General features: G+C 40.9%; 17 protein-coding genes and 1 riboswitch. Of the genes, 2 read left to right on the top strand and 15 right to left on the bottom strand.

Annotation, left to right across the window (positions count from 1 at the left end; genetic code table 11):
- Window positions 1-4: 4 nt before the first annotated feature.
- From LS684_RS22835 to LS684_RS22870, 8 genes are all read right to left on the bottom strand, one after another.
- Window positions 5-589 carry an ECF transporter S component gene (locus tag LS684_RS22835; protein ID WP_432418843.1) on the bottom strand — a complete coding sequence of 195 codons (585 nt, stop codon included), beginning with the start codon at window positions 587-589 and terminating at the stop codon, window positions 5-7.
- Window positions 576-1,280 (bottom strand): thiaminase II, encoded by a 705-nt coding sequence (gene tenA / locus LS684_RS22840; RefSeq protein ID WP_169215004.1) that lies wholly within the window; start codon window positions 1,278-1,280, stop codon window positions 576-578. The genes LS684_RS22835 and tenA overlap by 14 nt, the downstream gene beginning before the upstream one ends.
- Before the next feature lie 117 nt (window positions 1,281-1,397).
- A riboswitch (TPP riboswitch) is annotated at window positions 1,398-1,505 on the bottom strand.
- Window positions 1,506-1,782: 277 nt separating this feature from the next.
- Window positions 1,783-2,382, bottom strand: a complete 600-nt coding sequence (locus LS684_RS22845; protein WP_169215005.1) for a response regulator transcription factor — start codon at window positions 2,380-2,382, stop codon at window positions 1,783-1,785.
- Window positions 2,379-3,515: a sensor histidine kinase gene (locus tag LS684_RS22850; protein WP_233812149.1), complete on the bottom strand. Its 1,137-nt coding sequence runs from the start codon at window positions 3,513-3,515 to the stop codon at window positions 2,379-2,381. Before LS684_RS22850 ends, LS684_RS22845 begins: the two co-directional genes overlap by 4 nt.
- 215 nt (window positions 3,516-3,730) lie before the next feature.
- Complete coding sequence (locus LS684_RS22855) at window positions 3,731-3,928, bottom strand: hypothetical protein (protein WP_225003293.1); 198 nt, start codon at window positions 3,926-3,928, stop codon at window positions 3,731-3,733.
- A gap of 162 nt (window positions 3,929-4,090) precedes the next feature.
- Complete coding sequence (locus LS684_RS22860) at window positions 4,091-6,157, bottom strand: cyanophycinase (RefSeq protein WP_233812150.1); 2,067 nt, start codon at window positions 6,155-6,157, stop codon at window positions 4,091-4,093.
- Between the two features lie 6 nt (window positions 6,158-6,163).
- Window positions 6,164-6,619 (bottom strand): type 1 glutamine amidotransferase family protein, encoded by a 456-nt coding sequence (locus LS684_RS22865; RefSeq protein WP_233811999.1) that lies wholly within the window; start codon window positions 6,617-6,619, stop codon window positions 6,164-6,166.
- Between the two features lie 193 nt (window positions 6,620-6,812).
- Window positions 6,813-7,094 carry a DUF6509 family protein gene (locus tag LS684_RS22870; protein WP_169215010.1) on the bottom strand — a complete coding sequence of 94 codons (282 nt, stop codon included), beginning with the start codon at window positions 7,092-7,094 and terminating at the stop codon, window positions 6,813-6,815.
- A 169-nt stretch (window positions 7,095-7,263) separates the two neighbouring features.
- Here LS684_RS22870 and LS684_RS22875 point away from each other — a divergent pair, with 169 nt between their 5' ends.
- Window positions 7,264-7,560: a protein YxiS gene (locus tag LS684_RS22875; RefSeq protein WP_225003295.1), complete on the top strand. Its 297-nt coding sequence runs from the start codon at window positions 7,264-7,266 to the stop codon at window positions 7,558-7,560.
- A gap of 141 nt (window positions 7,561-7,701) precedes the next feature.
- Here the strand turns inward: LS684_RS22875 and LS684_RS22880 are convergent, their stop codons facing one another.
- The 6 genes from LS684_RS22880 to speD form a co-directional block, all read right to left on the bottom strand.
- Window positions 7,702-8,058, bottom strand: a complete 357-nt coding sequence (locus LS684_RS22880; protein WP_233812000.1) for a hypothetical protein — start codon at window positions 8,056-8,058, stop codon at window positions 7,702-7,704.
- A 183-nt stretch (window positions 8,059-8,241) separates the two neighbouring features.
- The gene (locus LS684_RS22885) at window positions 8,242-8,823 is read right to left on the bottom strand and encodes a branched-chain amino acid aminotransferase (protein ID WP_233812001.1); all 582 of its coding nucleotides are present in this window, start codon (window positions 8,821-8,823) and stop codon (window positions 8,242-8,244) included.
- Window positions 8,824-8,864: 41 nt separating this feature from the next.
- Entirely contained in the window at window positions 8,865-9,614 is a 750-nt protein-coding gene (locus LS684_RS22890) for an exodeoxyribonuclease III (RefSeq protein ID WP_225003298.1), read from the bottom strand.
- Window positions 9,615-10,444: 830 nt separating this feature from the next.
- Window positions 10,445-11,539 (bottom strand): PRK06851 family protein, encoded by a 1,095-nt coding sequence (locus LS684_RS22895; RefSeq protein WP_225003299.1) that lies wholly within the window; start codon window positions 11,537-11,539, stop codon window positions 10,445-10,447.
- A gap of 127 nt (window positions 11,540-11,666) precedes the next feature.
- On the bottom strand, window positions 11,667-12,467 hold the full coding sequence (locus LS684_RS22900; RefSeq protein WP_169215014.1) for a TIGR00266 family protein: 801 nt from the start codon (window positions 12,465-12,467) through the stop codon (window positions 11,667-11,669).
- 203 nt (window positions 12,468-12,670) lie between these two features.
- Window positions 12,671-13,483 carry an adenosylmethionine decarboxylase gene (gene speD, locus LS684_RS22905; RefSeq protein ID WP_169215015.1) on the bottom strand — a complete coding sequence of 271 codons (813 nt, stop codon included), beginning with the start codon at window positions 13,481-13,483 and terminating at the stop codon, window positions 12,671-12,673.
- Window positions 13,484-13,665: 182 nt separating this feature from the next.
- Here speD and LS684_RS22910 point away from each other — a divergent pair, with 182 nt between their 5' ends.
- Window positions 13,666-14,808, top strand: a complete 1,143-nt coding sequence (locus LS684_RS22910) for a CAP domain-containing protein (RefSeq protein WP_349293149.1) — start codon at window positions 13,666-13,668, stop codon at window positions 14,806-14,808.
- Window positions 14,809-14,870: 62 nt separating this feature from the next.
- Here LS684_RS22910 and LS684_RS22915 read toward each other — a convergent pair whose 3' ends face one another.
- A complete protein-coding gene (locus tag LS684_RS22915) occupies window positions 14,871-15,584 on the bottom strand; it encodes a DsbA family oxidoreductase (protein WP_225003301.1) in 714 nt (237 codons plus the stop codon).
- Window positions 15,585-15,653: the final 69 nt, after the last annotated feature.

Below are 15,653 nucleotides of genomic sequence, written 5' to 3' on the forward strand. Positions count from 1 at the left end.
TCCCTTATCCATCCAATGCATCGAACTCTTTCTGATCCGCTCTTCTGACCAGGTTTGTGACGCCTGTGTTCTCCAATGCCCTTACCAGATAATAGGAACCAATCCCCGCAATGACAATGGAGCCTATCAGTCTTGCAGCAATGAACAGGGATAAATTCCATACTGCCAAATCCCCCATATACCCTTTAAAGTAGTCCAAGAGTATGGAGCCGAAAGCAGAGCCCACGGCTGCAGCACAGATCACCAGAAGGTCATACCGTTTATAACGGGTCAATAGAAAGACCAATTCTGCAAACAACCCCTGTATCATGCCGAACAGGAGTACTTCAAGGCCCCATTCAGAACCCATCAAAAATTCTCCGGAAGACGCTGCAATCTCAGCTAATAGTGCCACACCGGGCTTTCTTAGGATCAAAAATGCGACAGTTGCGGCCATAAACCACATCCCGTAAATAAGTTGATCAGCATGTATCCCCAATGGTTTTAACACATTATAGAGAGGTCCCCAAAGCTTGTAAATAATCCCGAAACCAATTGAAATGACCACTGTTATTAAGATGTCCGTCAATTTTAATCTAGACATGTACATCACCTTCGCTTCCCGAAGTCAGTACAGATTGAAATGACCACTCTTCCATGGTGTATGCCATTTCCCAAAACTGCAGCTCATAGATGCTGCTTACGATAAAATTCTCTCTCATTCTTACTTTGTCTGATTCAGACATCGTTTCCGCTAATTCATCGAGTCGGATGATTTGCTCCTCCACCAATTCCCTGAACCACTCCCCGCCATAAGCTGCAATCCATTCCTGGTAGATGGTCTCTTCTGGAGTACACGCCTTCAGCCTTTCTCCTATTTCGTAATAGAGCCAGTAACAAGGAAGGATGGTGGCCAGTATGTCTGCGAGACCTCCAAGCTGTGCGGAACGATACATATGAGATGTGTATGCATAAGCCGTGGGAGAAGGTTTAAATTCCCTTTTTTCTACTTCCGTGATTCCTAATCGTTCAGAAAAATTCTTATGAAGGGAGAGCTCTGCTTCATTCGTTCCCACAGCATGTGCTGCCATTCGTGATGTAGTATGTAAATCCATTGCCTTCGCAGCTCCCAGAGCCTGCACTTTGGAAAAATGAGTGAGGTAATAGGCATCCTGCAGGATGTAGTATCTGAAGTTCTCAATGGGGAGTGTTCCGTCACCGATTCCTTTGACGAAGGGATGTTGAAAGCTTGCTTCCCAGATTTCTTTCACTTCATTTCTTAAAAACATAGAAAATGACATTGTCTCTTACTCCTTTTCCAGACGACCCGAACAGGCAATAAAAAAAGCCACTTCCCGCTATGCATACAGCATACAGAAAGTGGCTTGAGATCATAGGAATAAACGGATATTCTACGTGACCATCAAACACCACTTCCCTCCGCTGGTCTCAACCAGATCAGGTTCAAAGGGTCTTAAAGTCACACTTTAATCTCAGCCTTTTACAAGGCACCCCTAGTGGATCGTCCAATTAAATTTTGTATTCGAAGCTATCGTACCATGATTCTTTTACTTGTCAACACTTTTTATCTATCTCTCACTGATTGATCATGAGTAAAAACCCATTGATATCATAGAACAGACCAACAAAAAACCCTATTTAAAATCCATAAAAAAATTTCTTCAGCAAATAAATTCACGACTCTGAAAAAAATGTATAAATATAATAAATAATGAATTAAAATTGATGATTTCCATGCTAAAACAGGACGAACCTCCATCATCAAGGTTCGTCCCTGTCCCATTATTTAAACCATCCCTTTTCTCTTGATTGGGTGATGGCTTCGATTCGATTTTTGACTTCCAATTTGTCCAGGATGGTTGAGATGTAGTTACGGACGGTACCCGTTTTAAGGCTGAGTTCGTCGGCGATTTCCTTAGTGTTTTTTCCGTCGGCAACAAGTTCCAGCACTTCTTTTTCCCGGTCAGTCAGGGGGTTTTCTTCCCCATACACATCATCCATTAGTTCAGGGGCATATATACGCTTTCCGTCCATCACAAGTCGGATGGAATTGGCCAGTTCCTCACTTGGGCTATCTTTTAATAGATACCCTTTAACCCCACCCTTTAATGCACGCTGAAAATAACCTGACCGGGCAAAGGTGGTGAGGATAATGACTTTGCACTCTTCTCCCTTCAATTCCTCTGCTGCTTCGAGCCCCGTTTTTTCAGGCATTTCGATGTCCATGATACAGATATCGGGTTTAAGCTCGTGTACGAGAGCAATGGCTTCTTCACCATTGCCCGCTTTTCCGACAACCTCCATATCATCTTCCAGGCTCAGCAGCGAGCCCAGGGCACCTAACAGCATCCTCTGATCTTCAGCGATTACAATCCGAATCATTCCATTCCCTCCCTGTCAGTCTGTTTAATCACTTTAGGGACCCTCATAACCAAAGTGGTACCCTTATCTGAAATAATCTCCAAACTTCCATTCACAAACTCCAGCCGTTCCCTCATTCCGATCAGGCCGCTGCCTTTAGAGTGTGTATATTCTTCTCCAATCCCAACACCGTCATCCTTCACCACGATGGTCATCTCTTTGTCTGTTTCTTCGATGGTGAGCTCACAGTATGATGCCTTGCTGTGTTTAACCACATTTGTAACGGCTTCTTTTAGGCACATGCTTAAAATGTTTTCCAGAAACAGGGAAGTATGAGGAAAGATAAAGTCCTTTTCCACAACGAATTCGATTTCCGCGGCCTTTAACAACTGCCTGATACGGACGATTTCATCCTTCAGCCTAATCCCCCTCATTTGAGAAACCATTGTCCTGACTTCACTCAAGGCGGTTCTTGCCGTTTGTTGTACATCCTTTAATTCACTTCGGGCCTGCTCAGGATCTTTGTATACTAATTTCCGTGCCAAATCACTCTTCAAACCAATAAGAGAAAGCTTTTGCCCTAACGTATCATGCAGATCCCTGGCAATTCTCTGACGTTCCTCCTGCTTGACCAGGTCAGAAATGCGTTTATTTGCATCTTCCAACTGATCCTCCAGCAATACCTGTTTGTTCCGATTATAAATATTGAAGGGTAATAGAATGACACTGATCCAGATAATAAGAATAAATGGGAATTGTGATAAAAACAATTCATCCTGTAAGACGAAATTATAATTGATAGATGCCGTGGTCAGTACCAGATGAATGATATAGAGGGTTAGAAACGCAACCCTGTTTTTGATATTTCCATTGTAGTAAGCAATGTAAAAAGCAAAATAGATAAAATTAAACTGAATGGTCATAATGATGGATATCCCGATCAAGATCGAGGTCCATAAATACACCGGCCAATCTTTTGAAAGAAACGCAAATCGTAAAGAAATAAAAAATACGACTGTCAAGGATATCCCCACCACGATTTCAATCGTAGAGGAGGATTGAAAGATAAAATAAAAGGGGAGAATGCTGATGATGCTCCATATATATGGTGAGATTCCAGACCCTTTTTGGATATTGATTATTTTTTTCGGCATTTGCAAGACAAAACCCTCTTTTACATTCAGTATTTAAACAATGTTAGCTTTAGTATCACATAAAATCTCCCAACTTTCATTGAAAGCCATAAATTGTTCCGACCCAATTCTTCATGGAAGATCAAACCCTATGTAGGAGCGTACATTCAAATTCCTATCCTTGGCACTTCACAAGCTATCACTTAAATACACCGGATAAAAGGAAATGAAACAGGCTAATATTTCCTTTTTTGAATTGATTTTTGCTTCTGCATGACTTCATAGGATTTGTGAATAATGTCCGTCAAGACATCCCCTTTATAAACCCTTCCGATTTTCGTGTTTTGCTGATAGTATTCAACGATTTCATCCAATTTCTTTGATGTTTCCTTATCAACCCTTACATTAAGCTGCATTTTCCCTTGATCTGACAAGGTTCGCCCCCCTTTTCTATCAATATGTTATCATTTGCTAGCATATTATTATCACTAGTATATCAAATGCTACCTTTTATATATACCGGCAAATGGTCTAAATAGGCATATTCCCATGGAAAAAAGCCCGAGCGTTTATGGACCCAGGCTTTCCTTTCCATTCTATTGGTTTTTAATCGAGACTTTTACTGGTACGATATCCATTTTCACATTCAGATAAGAGTAATCATCTTTGTTCCCATCTTTATAACCCCAAAAGCCTTCCGTTTGATTTCCTTTTTTGAACGTCAATTCGAATCCTTCATCTTCAGCGAAACTATAACTCTTTACTTCTTCCTGCCCAAAGTTATCAAGGAGGCTGTAGCTTACATAATTTGCAAGGGACGGATGCGGCGTTAATACACCTGTATGAGGAAGAGCTTTATATTCATAGTATTCATAGTCTTTGGTAGAAACCTTATGATCACTGATGGAATATTCCATTGTATTTAAATTAAATTGATCACCAGAGGTAATCCATGATAAATGTATGTTTTTATACGTATGAGATGATGGTGACAGGTCTGACTGACTCAAATCCACTACTGAAACACCGCCTCTTCCCTTTATTTCAATGGTCTTAGCTTCGTTATCCACTATCATAGCCGTATCTTCATCGATTCCATAAGACCATTCATTGTCTTCCCCGTGTTCGGCGGTGGCTGCTATCAAACGTCCCAATCGTGCTTTTTTATCAAAATGCTGATCCACGATACCGTACGGGAAGAATCCTAATCCCTTCTCGAGATATCCAGGTCCGCCTTCTTGTTGGAACATTCCGTTATACGTATCTGTAAAGCCATTTGTCAGCGTGTCGAAGCTTCCACCTCCAGCAATCATCACATCGCTCATGATCGCAGCCCCTGCACTCGTTCCTCCGAGAACGGCTCCCTCTCGATAGATCTTCCAAATATTTTCAAGAGCCAATGATTTTGATCCATCTTGGTTTAACAATGACCGGGTGATATCTGTTTGATCTCCACCTACAAACCAAATGGCATCATAGTTCAAAATATTTTCTGCTACATCTGGATTATTTTTATTATTCATCCATTTAGACTCATCTTCTTCTGTTCCTTTAAAGTCATGATTCGATAGTGGAAGAATGTCAATATTTTCATCAGACACACCGTATGATGTCAGATCCACTTTAAATGCATGTGAAGACTTTAAGCTAGAACTTGCAGCCGGGATGATCCCTATCTTCCCGTTTACACCAGCCCTATTAATGAATTCGCTGTATACCTCTTCGTTACTACTCCCTAAAGCCCCCCCTGCGATTACCAGGCTTCCTTTGGTTTCGCTGTCAAAAGAACTTTCAGATACTTCTAATGAAGATGAATGAAAGTCTTTTGAAAGCTGACTATTCTTTTTAACATTCATTGATACAGGTGAGACATTCATTTCCACATGTAACAGGGAGTAAGAATCCTTTTGTCCATCCTGATAACCCCAATACCCGTTTGTTTCATCTGTCTGCCTGAACTTCAGTTCAAAACCATTTCCATTACTATCATATATATAACTGTAAACCTCTCTTACAGCCTCATTGTCCACAAGGGAATACGACAGGTAATGGGGTAATGTTCCATAGGATGATAGAACTCCAGTGGCGGGCAGTGGTTTGAAACGATAATATTCATAGCCTTTTGTTTCAACCTTATCCCCACTTATGTTGAATTCGTTCTCTTTCACATTAAGTACATCTCCGGGAGAGAGATAGCTGAGATCAATGTTCTTTATTTCTTTCCCTGTGAGGGCTGATCGGGATACATCCACTACCGTAATGTTGCTTCTGCCTACTACTGAAATGGTCTGTTTTTCATTGTTCACCACCATCGCCGTATCTTCATCAATTCCATAGGCAAAATGGGCTTTGTCCGTTTCATAGCTGATGGCTGATGCAGCCAGTCTGCCTAATCGTGATCTTTCATTAAAATGTTGATCTACGATTCCCCATTGAAAGAATCCCAGCCCTTTTTCAATGTAGACAGGTGCATATTCTTCATCCGGATCGGATACGTCTTCAGTGACAAACTGTTGACGAAGCCCTCCTAGACTGTCACCCCCTGTAATCATCACATCACTCATGATGGCCGCTCCGGCACTTGTCCCACCCAGGACGGCTCCCTTTCGATAAATATTCCACATCTCATTTAATGCTTTCGTGTTTTTCCCATTTTTCTTCACCAATGCCTATGTGATCTTAAGCTGGTCTCCTCCGACAAACCAAATTCCTGTCAGCTTCTTGATTCTTTCTGTTATTTCTTTCTTTTGAGCATTATTTTTCCATTTGCTTTCGTCTTCCTCTGAACCTGAGAAATCGTGAGCTGAAAGAGGAAGGATTTCAATCGATTCTTCATCTACACCATACGAAATCAAATCTCTTTTGAATTGATTTGATGATTTCAGAGAGCCTGAAGCAGAAGGAACGATACCAATTTTTGCTTTCTCTTTCCCTCCTGACAATTTGATGAATTCTTCGTAAACAGCCGCGTTACTGCTGCCTAAAGCTCCTCCTACAATCACTAGATTCCCCTTGATGCTACTCTTGTTTTCGTTGGCATATGCGCTGGTTGCCAAGCTGATGATAACTGTAAATACGGTCAGCATAATAAATAAATTCTTTGCTTTACCCCAATAATCATTCATCAATCTTTCCCCCTTCTATTAATCTGTCTTCCATTCATTATCATGCAATTTTCGTGCCAATTCTAAATTATCAGAATGATCGGCATTCCCAGAGACAAAGGGTTAATATGGGATATTTATGGTGAGATAAAAAATGAACCAATAAAAAAACCTCAACATTCGTAATGATACGAATGTTGAGGTTAAAACTCGTTTACCTGATATTTTCCATGCAATATGAAAGAAGGAGACTTTCTTCATCTTCTTCTAATTCAAAATCAAGATATGCTTCAGTGTTTCTTTCAACTATGGTCGACTGTACGATCCTGGAACCGCTCTCGTCACGAACAAAAATGGCTTTTATATATATACCCTGCTCGCTGTAAAGTTCATCATCCTCGGGTACTTCAATATCAAGTATAACTTCATAACGCTCTCCGCTAAGGATTCCGGTAGGATCTTTAAGTTCCTCTGCAGTATGCCTTGTAATGTTCATTTCTCTGACTTCCTTTCAATGTGAAACAAGTTTCGTTTATCACCCTATTATACACCTAAACCGGTGGATTTTAAAAACGTATTCCTCTCATCACTCTTAACCAAATGAATGGGCTTGCTGCATAATCTTCGTTATAATAGAAAGAGATACGATTTAAGGAGAGAATTCAATGAACTCTAAAGAAATGCAGGAAAAAATCATTCAAAATTATCAGAAGGACGAGCATATGATGATTCTCGTTTTCGCTCAGTGGTGCGTTAACCACGATCTTGATCCGGCTTTTCTCTACCGAAAGGCCTATCCCGATCAAGATGCTAATCCAGCCCTTTTGCAGGGGATCGACTTAACTGTACCTAAAGAAGAATCTGAAGAAATCCCTGATACGACCTTACTCGGTGTCCTCTCCCTGTTTGGAAACGATGATCTCGCACAGGTGGTGACAGAAGAGATCCGCAAACGGAAATGAGGGGGACCCTTTTAATCATTGAAACAGGCAGTATATGCGGTGAAACACTTTCTGTGTTCCACCGCCATTTTAGACCCTTCACTATTATTGCAGAAACTCACAGCTTCATAGCAGCAAGATGTATCATATTCCAGATTTCCTTTAGAAGAACATTCCGACACAATGCAACCCTGTTACTAAAAGGACAGCGCTTCCAGCGGTTACGATCAGCAACCCTCTCTTGAAATCCTCTTTCCATTCTTCTGCACCAATGAACACCAAGCCAAACCCCATCAAAACAAACGCAATGTATTTCAGGACATCAAAATCTAAAAAAAGCCCCATAAAAAGAACCATAATACCAATATAAACCAATGCAATCAAGAGAAGCGGGACTGGGTTCCTAAGCTCCTCTTTTAAATTCTCCTTCTCCACAGAAGACAAATTACGGTATGTTCTCATGATGTATAAAGACACTATTACCATACAAAAAAAGATAATTGAGAGTTTAATCGCCAACAAGCCCATCCTCCGACTCAAAAAAATTAGTAAATACATCTTTCTTTCTATTCATCATGATGTTCTTTCTTCATTGCATTTGCACATTCTACCAAATTTTCTCATTTTACTATACCATCTATCTCCACCGGTAAGAAGCAAAAAAAATCCCCTTCGTACACGGTAATACAAAGGGGGGGCATTTCACCCTGCATCCACTGACTCCAGAAGGTGAAAAAGGAAATCATATACGAGCTCATAGGCTGCCAGCATGGTTAATCCTTCATGAAAATCAGGGTGATCATTTAAGGTGAAGTTCAGATCCCACAACCCGTCCTCCCCATTGAATAACAAATCATAGGAAGTATTTCCGTTAAGCGTTTCATCAAGGTATTTCTCGATAGGATCACGTTGTTTTTTCTGTAACTTTAATCCAAGCATCGCATCATATGTTCCAAACACATCGTCCACTTCCAATGAAACAGCATCCACTCCGATCACTTCGAACCACGCTGATTCAAGGAAAATGAACTCGTCTATGTGTTCCTTCAGGTAACTGATCGATTGTTGTTCAATAAATTGGTAAGACTCAACGTTAATCAATTCTTCTGTTTCCTTATAGCTTCGCTCAATGTAAGCTTCCTCAAACCGCGAAGCAGACGACGGGGGATGAATCTTATCAGTTCCTGTTAACCCTTGCTTAACTGCATAATCTTTTTCCAGTTGAAATAATGCCACCTTACCATCCGACTCATCAATAAATTGCTGTAATCTTTTTGAAAGCATCCTTTACCCTCCATTATCATATGGTCTACTTCTTGTATGTACTACTCTAACTCTAAGTATACAGGACAATGATCGCTGCCGAGGATTTCCGAATGAATCTGAGCTTCCTTAATCATTGGGGAGATCCGGCTCGAAACGATAAAATAGTCGATTCTCCATCCTATATTCCGTTCACGGACATGATTCATATAAGACCACCAGCTAAATGCATCCTCCCTTTTAGGATGGACATGTCGGAAACTATCGACAAACCCCTCCCTGAGAAGAATGGTCATTTTCTCCCGCTCTTCATCCGTAAATCCTGAATTTCCTCGATTGGACTTGTCGTTTTTTAAGTCGATTTCAGCATGTGCGACATTCAAATCCCCACAGAGAACGACAGGTTTCTCCTTGTCCAATTTTAGAAGATACTCTCTTAACGCATCCTCCCACTCAAGACGTTCACCAATCCTTGAAAGATCTCTTTTGGAATTAGGGGTGTACACATTAACCAAATAAAAAGAATCAAATTCACATGTGATGATCCTCCCTTCAGGTTCAATATCACCGTTCATTCCATATGCAACCGACAATGGCTTTTTTTTAGTAAATACGGCTGTTCCAGAGTACCCTTTTCTTATCGCATAGTTCCAATATTGATGATAACCTTTTAAATCCAACGAAATTTGTCCGTCTTGGAGCTTTGTTTCTTGCAGGCAAAAAACATCTGCATCCACCCGTTGGAAATAATCCAAAAATCCTTTTTTCACACATGCTCTTATACCATTTACATTCCAGGACACCAGATTCATTTTGTCTTATTTAACCCCTTTTTATAAAACATTTCTCTTAATTATCGTACCATAAAGCTGCACCTGATCCTTTATTATCCTAAAATAATATGTCTTTTTTCGATTATTATTCTAAAATAGTTTCAAGTGCATTCCGACATTATCGCACAAAAAGAGGCTTGGACATAGCTTAAAAACCCTCACATTAACACAAACAATTCCAGTGAGGCGTCTTTATACCTCTAATGATTTCCCTGCAATACTCCGCTTTCCGCAGGTAGCCCGTGAGCCTCCTGATAGGGATGCGGAATGGCTTTGCTCAGAGGCTGATAAGGTCTCACATATGCTTCCCTTCCCGCAGGAGTATGCGTCTTGTACTCCAGTCAACCTCTGGATAGAATTGAAATCTTAAGTGTATTTCAATAAACGCAAAACCCGAACTATATTCCGTTTTTTGCAGGAATATTAGTTCGGGTTTTATTTAGGTATAAATCCTTCTGTCCCCAACCTCTTTCACTTTTTTTCTTTCGTTAGGGAGCAATTGATTTCAAAGGGAGTTTCTTTCATCTTATCCAGATGCAGTTTCTGTTGTGATTACAGATATTTTACTCTTTGTTGTAATGCTCATTTAGCTCTTTCACCTTTCACTCTTAAAGATGTTGAGGGGAACTTCGAATCACCAACTGATATACTGGCGTCCCGATCAAGAGCAGTTCCCCTCATCTTCGGGGAGAACGTACGTTAAAAAAACATCATTTTTGTGAAGAGAGCGTTTTGGAAATATATGAAATACAAGGGCAATAGCAAGCCCACTGTTCAGGTATCCTTGTTCTCTTACTGTTTTGACTTTTTTATCTATGAATAAATTCATTCATTCCCTGAAAAATGTCTTCTTTCAGGGAATTTACTTTTGAGAAGTCCATGGCATTTACATAGATGGATTCAAGTCGTTGACGCTGATTTTTCGCTTCTTTCAAATACGAGACGGCTTCTTTCATTTTATCCTTATAACCTTGTGTCGTCCGTTCAATTTCATCAGCATATTTCTCGTCTGTCCCTTTCGTGATGCATCTTTCATACATGTCGATGATTTCATCAGAATTCCGATCTGGAAAGTATTCATGGGGTGCGGTACTATCGAAAATGGCGATTCCTTTCTCCCGGATGATCAACATATCAAGACTATTCGGATCAAATCCACAATGATAGACCTCTACATCGAAACCTCTTTCTTCTCCGGCAGCAGCAATTTTCTTTAACATCGTCGACTTCCCTGAACCTGCTCTCCCTTTAATGAAGTAACGTTTGGGAACATCCTCTGTTAAGTTCTGAATGAAGTCTACTGCCCCTTCGGGTGTCGCCGCTCCTAAAAACCGATGTTTAACTGCCGGGCTTTTAGACAAGTTCTGATTATGAAAGAAGAGGGATATCAACTCATCTGTTAATTCGTTCGCTTCCTTGAAGTCCATATTGGAAATATATATATCCTCAATTTCGTCATGTGCTCTCAAGGACGCGGCAAAGCTTGTGTAAGCTTTGTTAAAAAGGGAGGCAATATGATCATTCAATTCAAGAATCACTTCTCTATGACGGGAAAGTTCCTCAGAGTCCCAGGCCACCCCTAAATTTACATATTCCTCGATGACTCCCGGAGCCTTCGGTTCTATCACATGAGGCGCTGTTCCATCAACAACTCCCACTCCAAACTCCGGAAGAAGGACACCATCGATGGATTGATTATCAGAAGCACAATGTAAATAGTCCACGTCTAATCCTTTTTCCTCAAAACGTTCTCCAATAGACTTCATCAAAGAGGATTTACCCGTACCCGGACCACCTTTTAATATATATAATCTTCCCAATCCTTCCAGAACGGAATCATAAAGACTGTAAAAACCTTTAGCCGTATTCCCTCCAGCATAATAATGCCGAACCTTTCCTGCCATGCAATCACCCTTTCTACATCATTTCTTTAACGTATGATGATGAATAGAAATAGGTGTATGCCTACTGCGAACCTGAATAAAAAAACACTTCCAAGGGATGGAAGTGTTTTATAAGCTATTCTGCTCTTTAATCGTCACCGTTTAGGAAGTCACCAATTCCCCCAAGTAAACTTCCTTCACCTGTGGAACGGCCCCCGCCCTGAGGTGCACTCGCATAAATCCTTTCTGCCAGTCGGCTGAATGGAAGTGACTGGATCCATACGGTCCCTGGGCCGCGAACCGTGGCGAAAAATAACCCTTCTCCCCCCAGGAAGGCTGATTTTATTTTTCCGACGTATTCGATGTTATAGTCGACATTTTTGGTCATAGCCACCAGGCACCCCGTATCGACCCGTAACAATTCTCCTGGCTGAAGTTCTTTCTTATGAATCGTTCCCCCAGCATGAAGAAAAGCTAACCCGTCTCCTTCAAGCTTCTGCATGATAAACCCTTCGCCTCCAAAGAAACCGGTACCTAACTTCTTTTGGAAATCGATTCCGACTGATACTCCCTTTGCTGCACAAAGAAAGGCATCCTTCTGACACACAACCTTCCCGCCTAACTCACTTAAGTCGACAGGAATAATCTTCCCAGGATAAGGGGCAGCAAAGGAGACATGCTTTTTCCCCATCCCCTCATTGGTGAACACGGTCATGAATAAACTTTCACCTGTTAATATGCGCTTTCCGGCACCCACAAGTTTACCTAAGAATCCTCCTGAACTGCCACCTTGTGAGCCGTCACCGAAAATGGTTTCCATCCCGATTCCGTCTTCCATCATCATCATTCCACCAGCTTCTGCTACAGCGCTTTCGCCGGGATCCAGCTCTATTTCAACAAATTGCATATCATCTCCATGCAATACATACTCAATTTCATGTGAATTCATCCCTTGTTACCTCCTCTTGAATTTCAAGTATATTTACCTATTCTTCATGACCAATGGGATTCCCTTCCCCAAATCTATATTCGCAATAATGAGAATATAGCATTTTTATCCCATAGGATGAGGGAAATCTGTTTATTATTGGAGACAACAATCAAAAAGAGCACCTCCCTCTTCATTTCGGTTGGGAGATGCTCATTTCAGTATCATGCTTTCGGAATGTTCTTACCATAAAAGATTTCGTCCATTTCCATTTTTACTTTATCTGTGATTTCATCTTTTTCACTTTCATCCAGTACATCCTTTGTATACCCAAATAAATAGTTGTTTAAATCGAACTCTTTCAATTTACATTTCGTATGGAAAATATTCTGCGGATACACATTGACATCAATCATGTCGTATTCATCTTTAATTTCTTCTGGAATATAATTCTGAATGGAATTGATATCATGGTCGATAAATAATTTTTTCCCATTAATATCACGCGTAAATCCCCTCACCCGATAATCCATGGTCATGATATCCGTGTCGAAGGAGTGAATAAGATAATTCAGTGCTTTCAGAGGAGAGATTTCCCCGCATGTCGAAACATCGATATCAGCCCTGAAAGTAGAGATCCCTTCATGTGGGTGATACTCAGGATACGTATGGACCGTAATATGGCTTTTATCCAGATGCATCGTAACGGCTGATGGTAATGGTCCGGGTGACTCATCAAAATGCTCGGTGGGAACTTCCACAATCGGCCCTTCTGAAACCAGGATTGTCACGCTTGCTCCCTGGGGCACATAGTCCTGCTTTGAAACATTCAATACATGGGCACCGATGATATCCGAAACATGTGTCAGTATCTTCGTTAACCTTTCTGCATTGTATTGCTCGTCAATATATTCGATATACGCCTCACGCTCTTCCCGGGTCTTTGTATAGCAAATATCATACATATTAAAACTTAAAGATTTCGTCAAATTATTGAATTCATGTAATTGAATGCGTTCTTCATGTGATAATTTCATCGTGTATTTCCCCTTATATGTAAGTTTGTCTTCTGAACCTTATGCTATTATGTTACCCAGAGCCGTCCATACTAAAACAGCTTCCTTGGCTTGAAATTGGCTCAGGTTGGGTACTATCTAGTGGATAAGCATTTCTCTTTTTACAAATGCACCAAATTGGATACAATGGAAAGTAGAATGGGGTGTCATCATTGAGACGATTATTTTTTATTATCCTATTGATTGGAATTGCCTATATATCCAAACCTGCTTGGGAAGAAAAAGTCCGTGCTACAGAATTCGAATCTGTACTTTTAAAATTAGAGGAAATCAAAAACAGTCCTAAAGTTCAAGACACGTTTGATCGAATCTATAATGAAGTAAGCCTTCTGCTTATTGAATTGGATGACTCATTCAGGGATCTGGAAACGCCATCTGATACATCAACTGAAGAGATTCCTAAAGAGAAGCCCCCTTTAAGTGTACCGACTGATCAAATGTTCTCTGTCCATAATATTGAATTGGGCGATCCAAAAGAGGCGGTTGAGAAGGAACTCGGTGAAGCAATGAGAAAGACGACGAATGAATATGGGGGAGCATGGTATGCTTATCATCAACAGTACCGTAATTTCCTTATGGTATCTTATGATGAAAATGATGCAGTGAATGGCCTTTATACAAATCAATCCCTCCTTTCTTCCTCATCAGGAATAAAGATGGGAGTTTCCAAACAGGTGGTACAGGATGAGCTTGGAAAGCCATTGACCACTATCCGGAAAGGGTTAACCCTTTTCCAGCTCCAGAACAATGGAGAACAGGAAGTCTTTCAAGTGGATGGAAGCTATGTGACGGTGTTTTATGACAAGCACGAAGATGATACCGTCACCGCCATTCAAATTATCGATGAACGCCTGGAATCCCGAAAGAAGAATTTATATTCAGAGGGTAGTACCGAGTTAAAAGAAGGGTTTGAATTCCAGCTTTTCGACCTGACCAATGCAGCCCGCGTGGAAAAAGGGTTGGGGATCCTAGCCTGGGACGATCAAGTGAAGGATACTGCCAGGAAACACAGTATGGATATGGCTGAACTGGACTACTTCAGTCATACAAATTTAAACGGGCAATCCCCCTTCGACCGCATGGAAGAAGATCAGATTGCTTTCCGTACAGCAGGGGAAAATCTAGCCTACGGTCAACTTAGTTCAATCTTTGCCCACGAGGGATTAATGAATTCAAAAGGTCACAGGGACAATATCCTCCAACCTCAATATGAGCAACTTGGTGTGGGAGTCGCATTTAACGAGAAAAATCAGCCATATTTCACAGAAAATTTCTTCAGCAATTAAAGCAAATCTATAAATATGAAAAAGCAAGTGAGGTCTTCACTTGCTTTTTCATTTATTAACCTTTACTTCTCAGGGATGTCGCATCCATTTTCATCACATGCCATACCATCCGTCCCAAGCTGCTGAAGGGATGAAGATTCATTTTCCTCTTCCCATACTTTTTGGATGGAATTTAAGAAAACGTCCTTAGGTTGAGCACCTGAAATCGCATATTTCCGATTGATCACAAAGAAAGGAACACCTTGCACACCAATTTGTCTCGCTTCTTCCTCATCGGATCGGACATCCTGGGAGAAATCACTTCCTTCAAGTACTGCTTTTGACTCTTCCCCGTCCAGACCAGCTTGTTTCGCTATCTCCACCAGGGTTTCCTTGTCACCTATATGCTTTGAAAGAGTAAAATGAGCGTGTAGCAGCAATTCGGTAAGCTTTTCCCCTTTTCCTTTTGTTTCCGCGTACTTTGTCAGGCGGTGAGAATCAAAGGTGTTTGTCGGTATACTGGTATCAAAGCGAAAATCGAGACCAACCGCTGCTGCTTGCTGCGTCATGCTATCGGTCATATTTTGGGCTTGTTCAAGGGAAGTTCTGTACTTCTTTGACAGAAGTTCCTGGATACTCATGTCCGTATCAACAGGCGCACTTGGGTCCAGTTCGAAGCTTCTAAACTCAATCTCCACTTGATCACGTTGAGGAAATTGCTCCAGTGCTTCCTCTAAACGGCGTTTTCCTATATAACAAAATGGACATACATAATCTGACCAAACTTCAATCTTCATTAATCGCACCTCTTTTACATTATTCACTCGTTAACGATCGTACCATAAATCCTCTCATCTTCCATATGA

Source organism: Cytobacillus spongiae (genome assembly GCF_021390075.1).

Excerpts from the sequence above, each read along its gene's own strand:
- tenA (WP_169215004.1), bottom strand. The coding sequence starts at position 1,280 with ATGTCATTTTCTATGTTTTTAAGAAATGAAGTGAAAGAAATCTGGGAA.
- LS684_RS22850 (WP_233812149.1), bottom strand. The coding sequence starts at position 3,515 with ATGCCGAAAAAAATAATCAATATCCAAAAAGGGTCTGGAATCTCACCA.
- LS684_RS22870 (WP_169215010.1), bottom strand. The coding sequence starts at position 7,094 with ATGAACATTACAAGGCATACTGCAGAGGAACTTAAAGATCCTACCGGA.
- LS684_RS22915 (WP_225003301.1), bottom strand. The coding sequence starts at position 15,584 with ATGAAGATTGAAGTTTGGTCAGATTATGTATGTCCATTTTGTTATATA.
- LS684_RS22890 (WP_225003298.1), bottom strand. The coding sequence starts at position 9,614 with ATGAATCTGGTGTCCTGGAATGTAAATGGTATAAGAGCATGTGTGAAA.
- LS684_RS22900 (WP_169215014.1), bottom strand. The coding sequence starts at position 12,467 with ATGAATTCACATGAAATTGAGTATGTATTGCATGGAGATGATATGCAA.
- speD (WP_169215015.1), bottom strand. The coding sequence starts at position 13,483 with ATGAAATTATCACATGAAGAACGCATTCAATTACATGAATTCAATAAT.
- LS684_RS22845 (WP_169215005.1), bottom strand. The coding sequence starts at position 2,382 with ATGATTCGGATTGTAATCGCTGAAGATCAGAGGATGCTGTTAGGTGCC.
- LS684_RS22895 (WP_225003299.1), bottom strand. The coding sequence starts at position 11,539 with ATGGCAGGAAAGGTTCGGCATTATTATGCTGGAGGGAATACGGCTAAA.
- LS684_RS22875 (WP_225003295.1), top strand. The coding sequence starts at position 7,264 with ATGAACTCTAAAGAAATGCAGGAAAAAATCATTCAAAATTATCAGAAG.
- LS684_RS22835 (WP_432418843.1), bottom strand. The coding sequence starts at position 589 with ATGTACATGTCTAGATTAAAATTGACGGACATCTTAATAACAGTGGTC.
- LS684_RS22885 (WP_233812001.1), bottom strand. The coding sequence starts at position 8,823 with ATGCTTTCAAAAAGATTACAGCAATTTATTGATGAGTCGGATGGTAAG.
- LS684_RS22865 (WP_233811999.1), bottom strand. The coding sequence starts at position 6,619 with ATGAATGATTATTGGGGTAAAGCAAAGAATTTATTTATTATGCTGACC.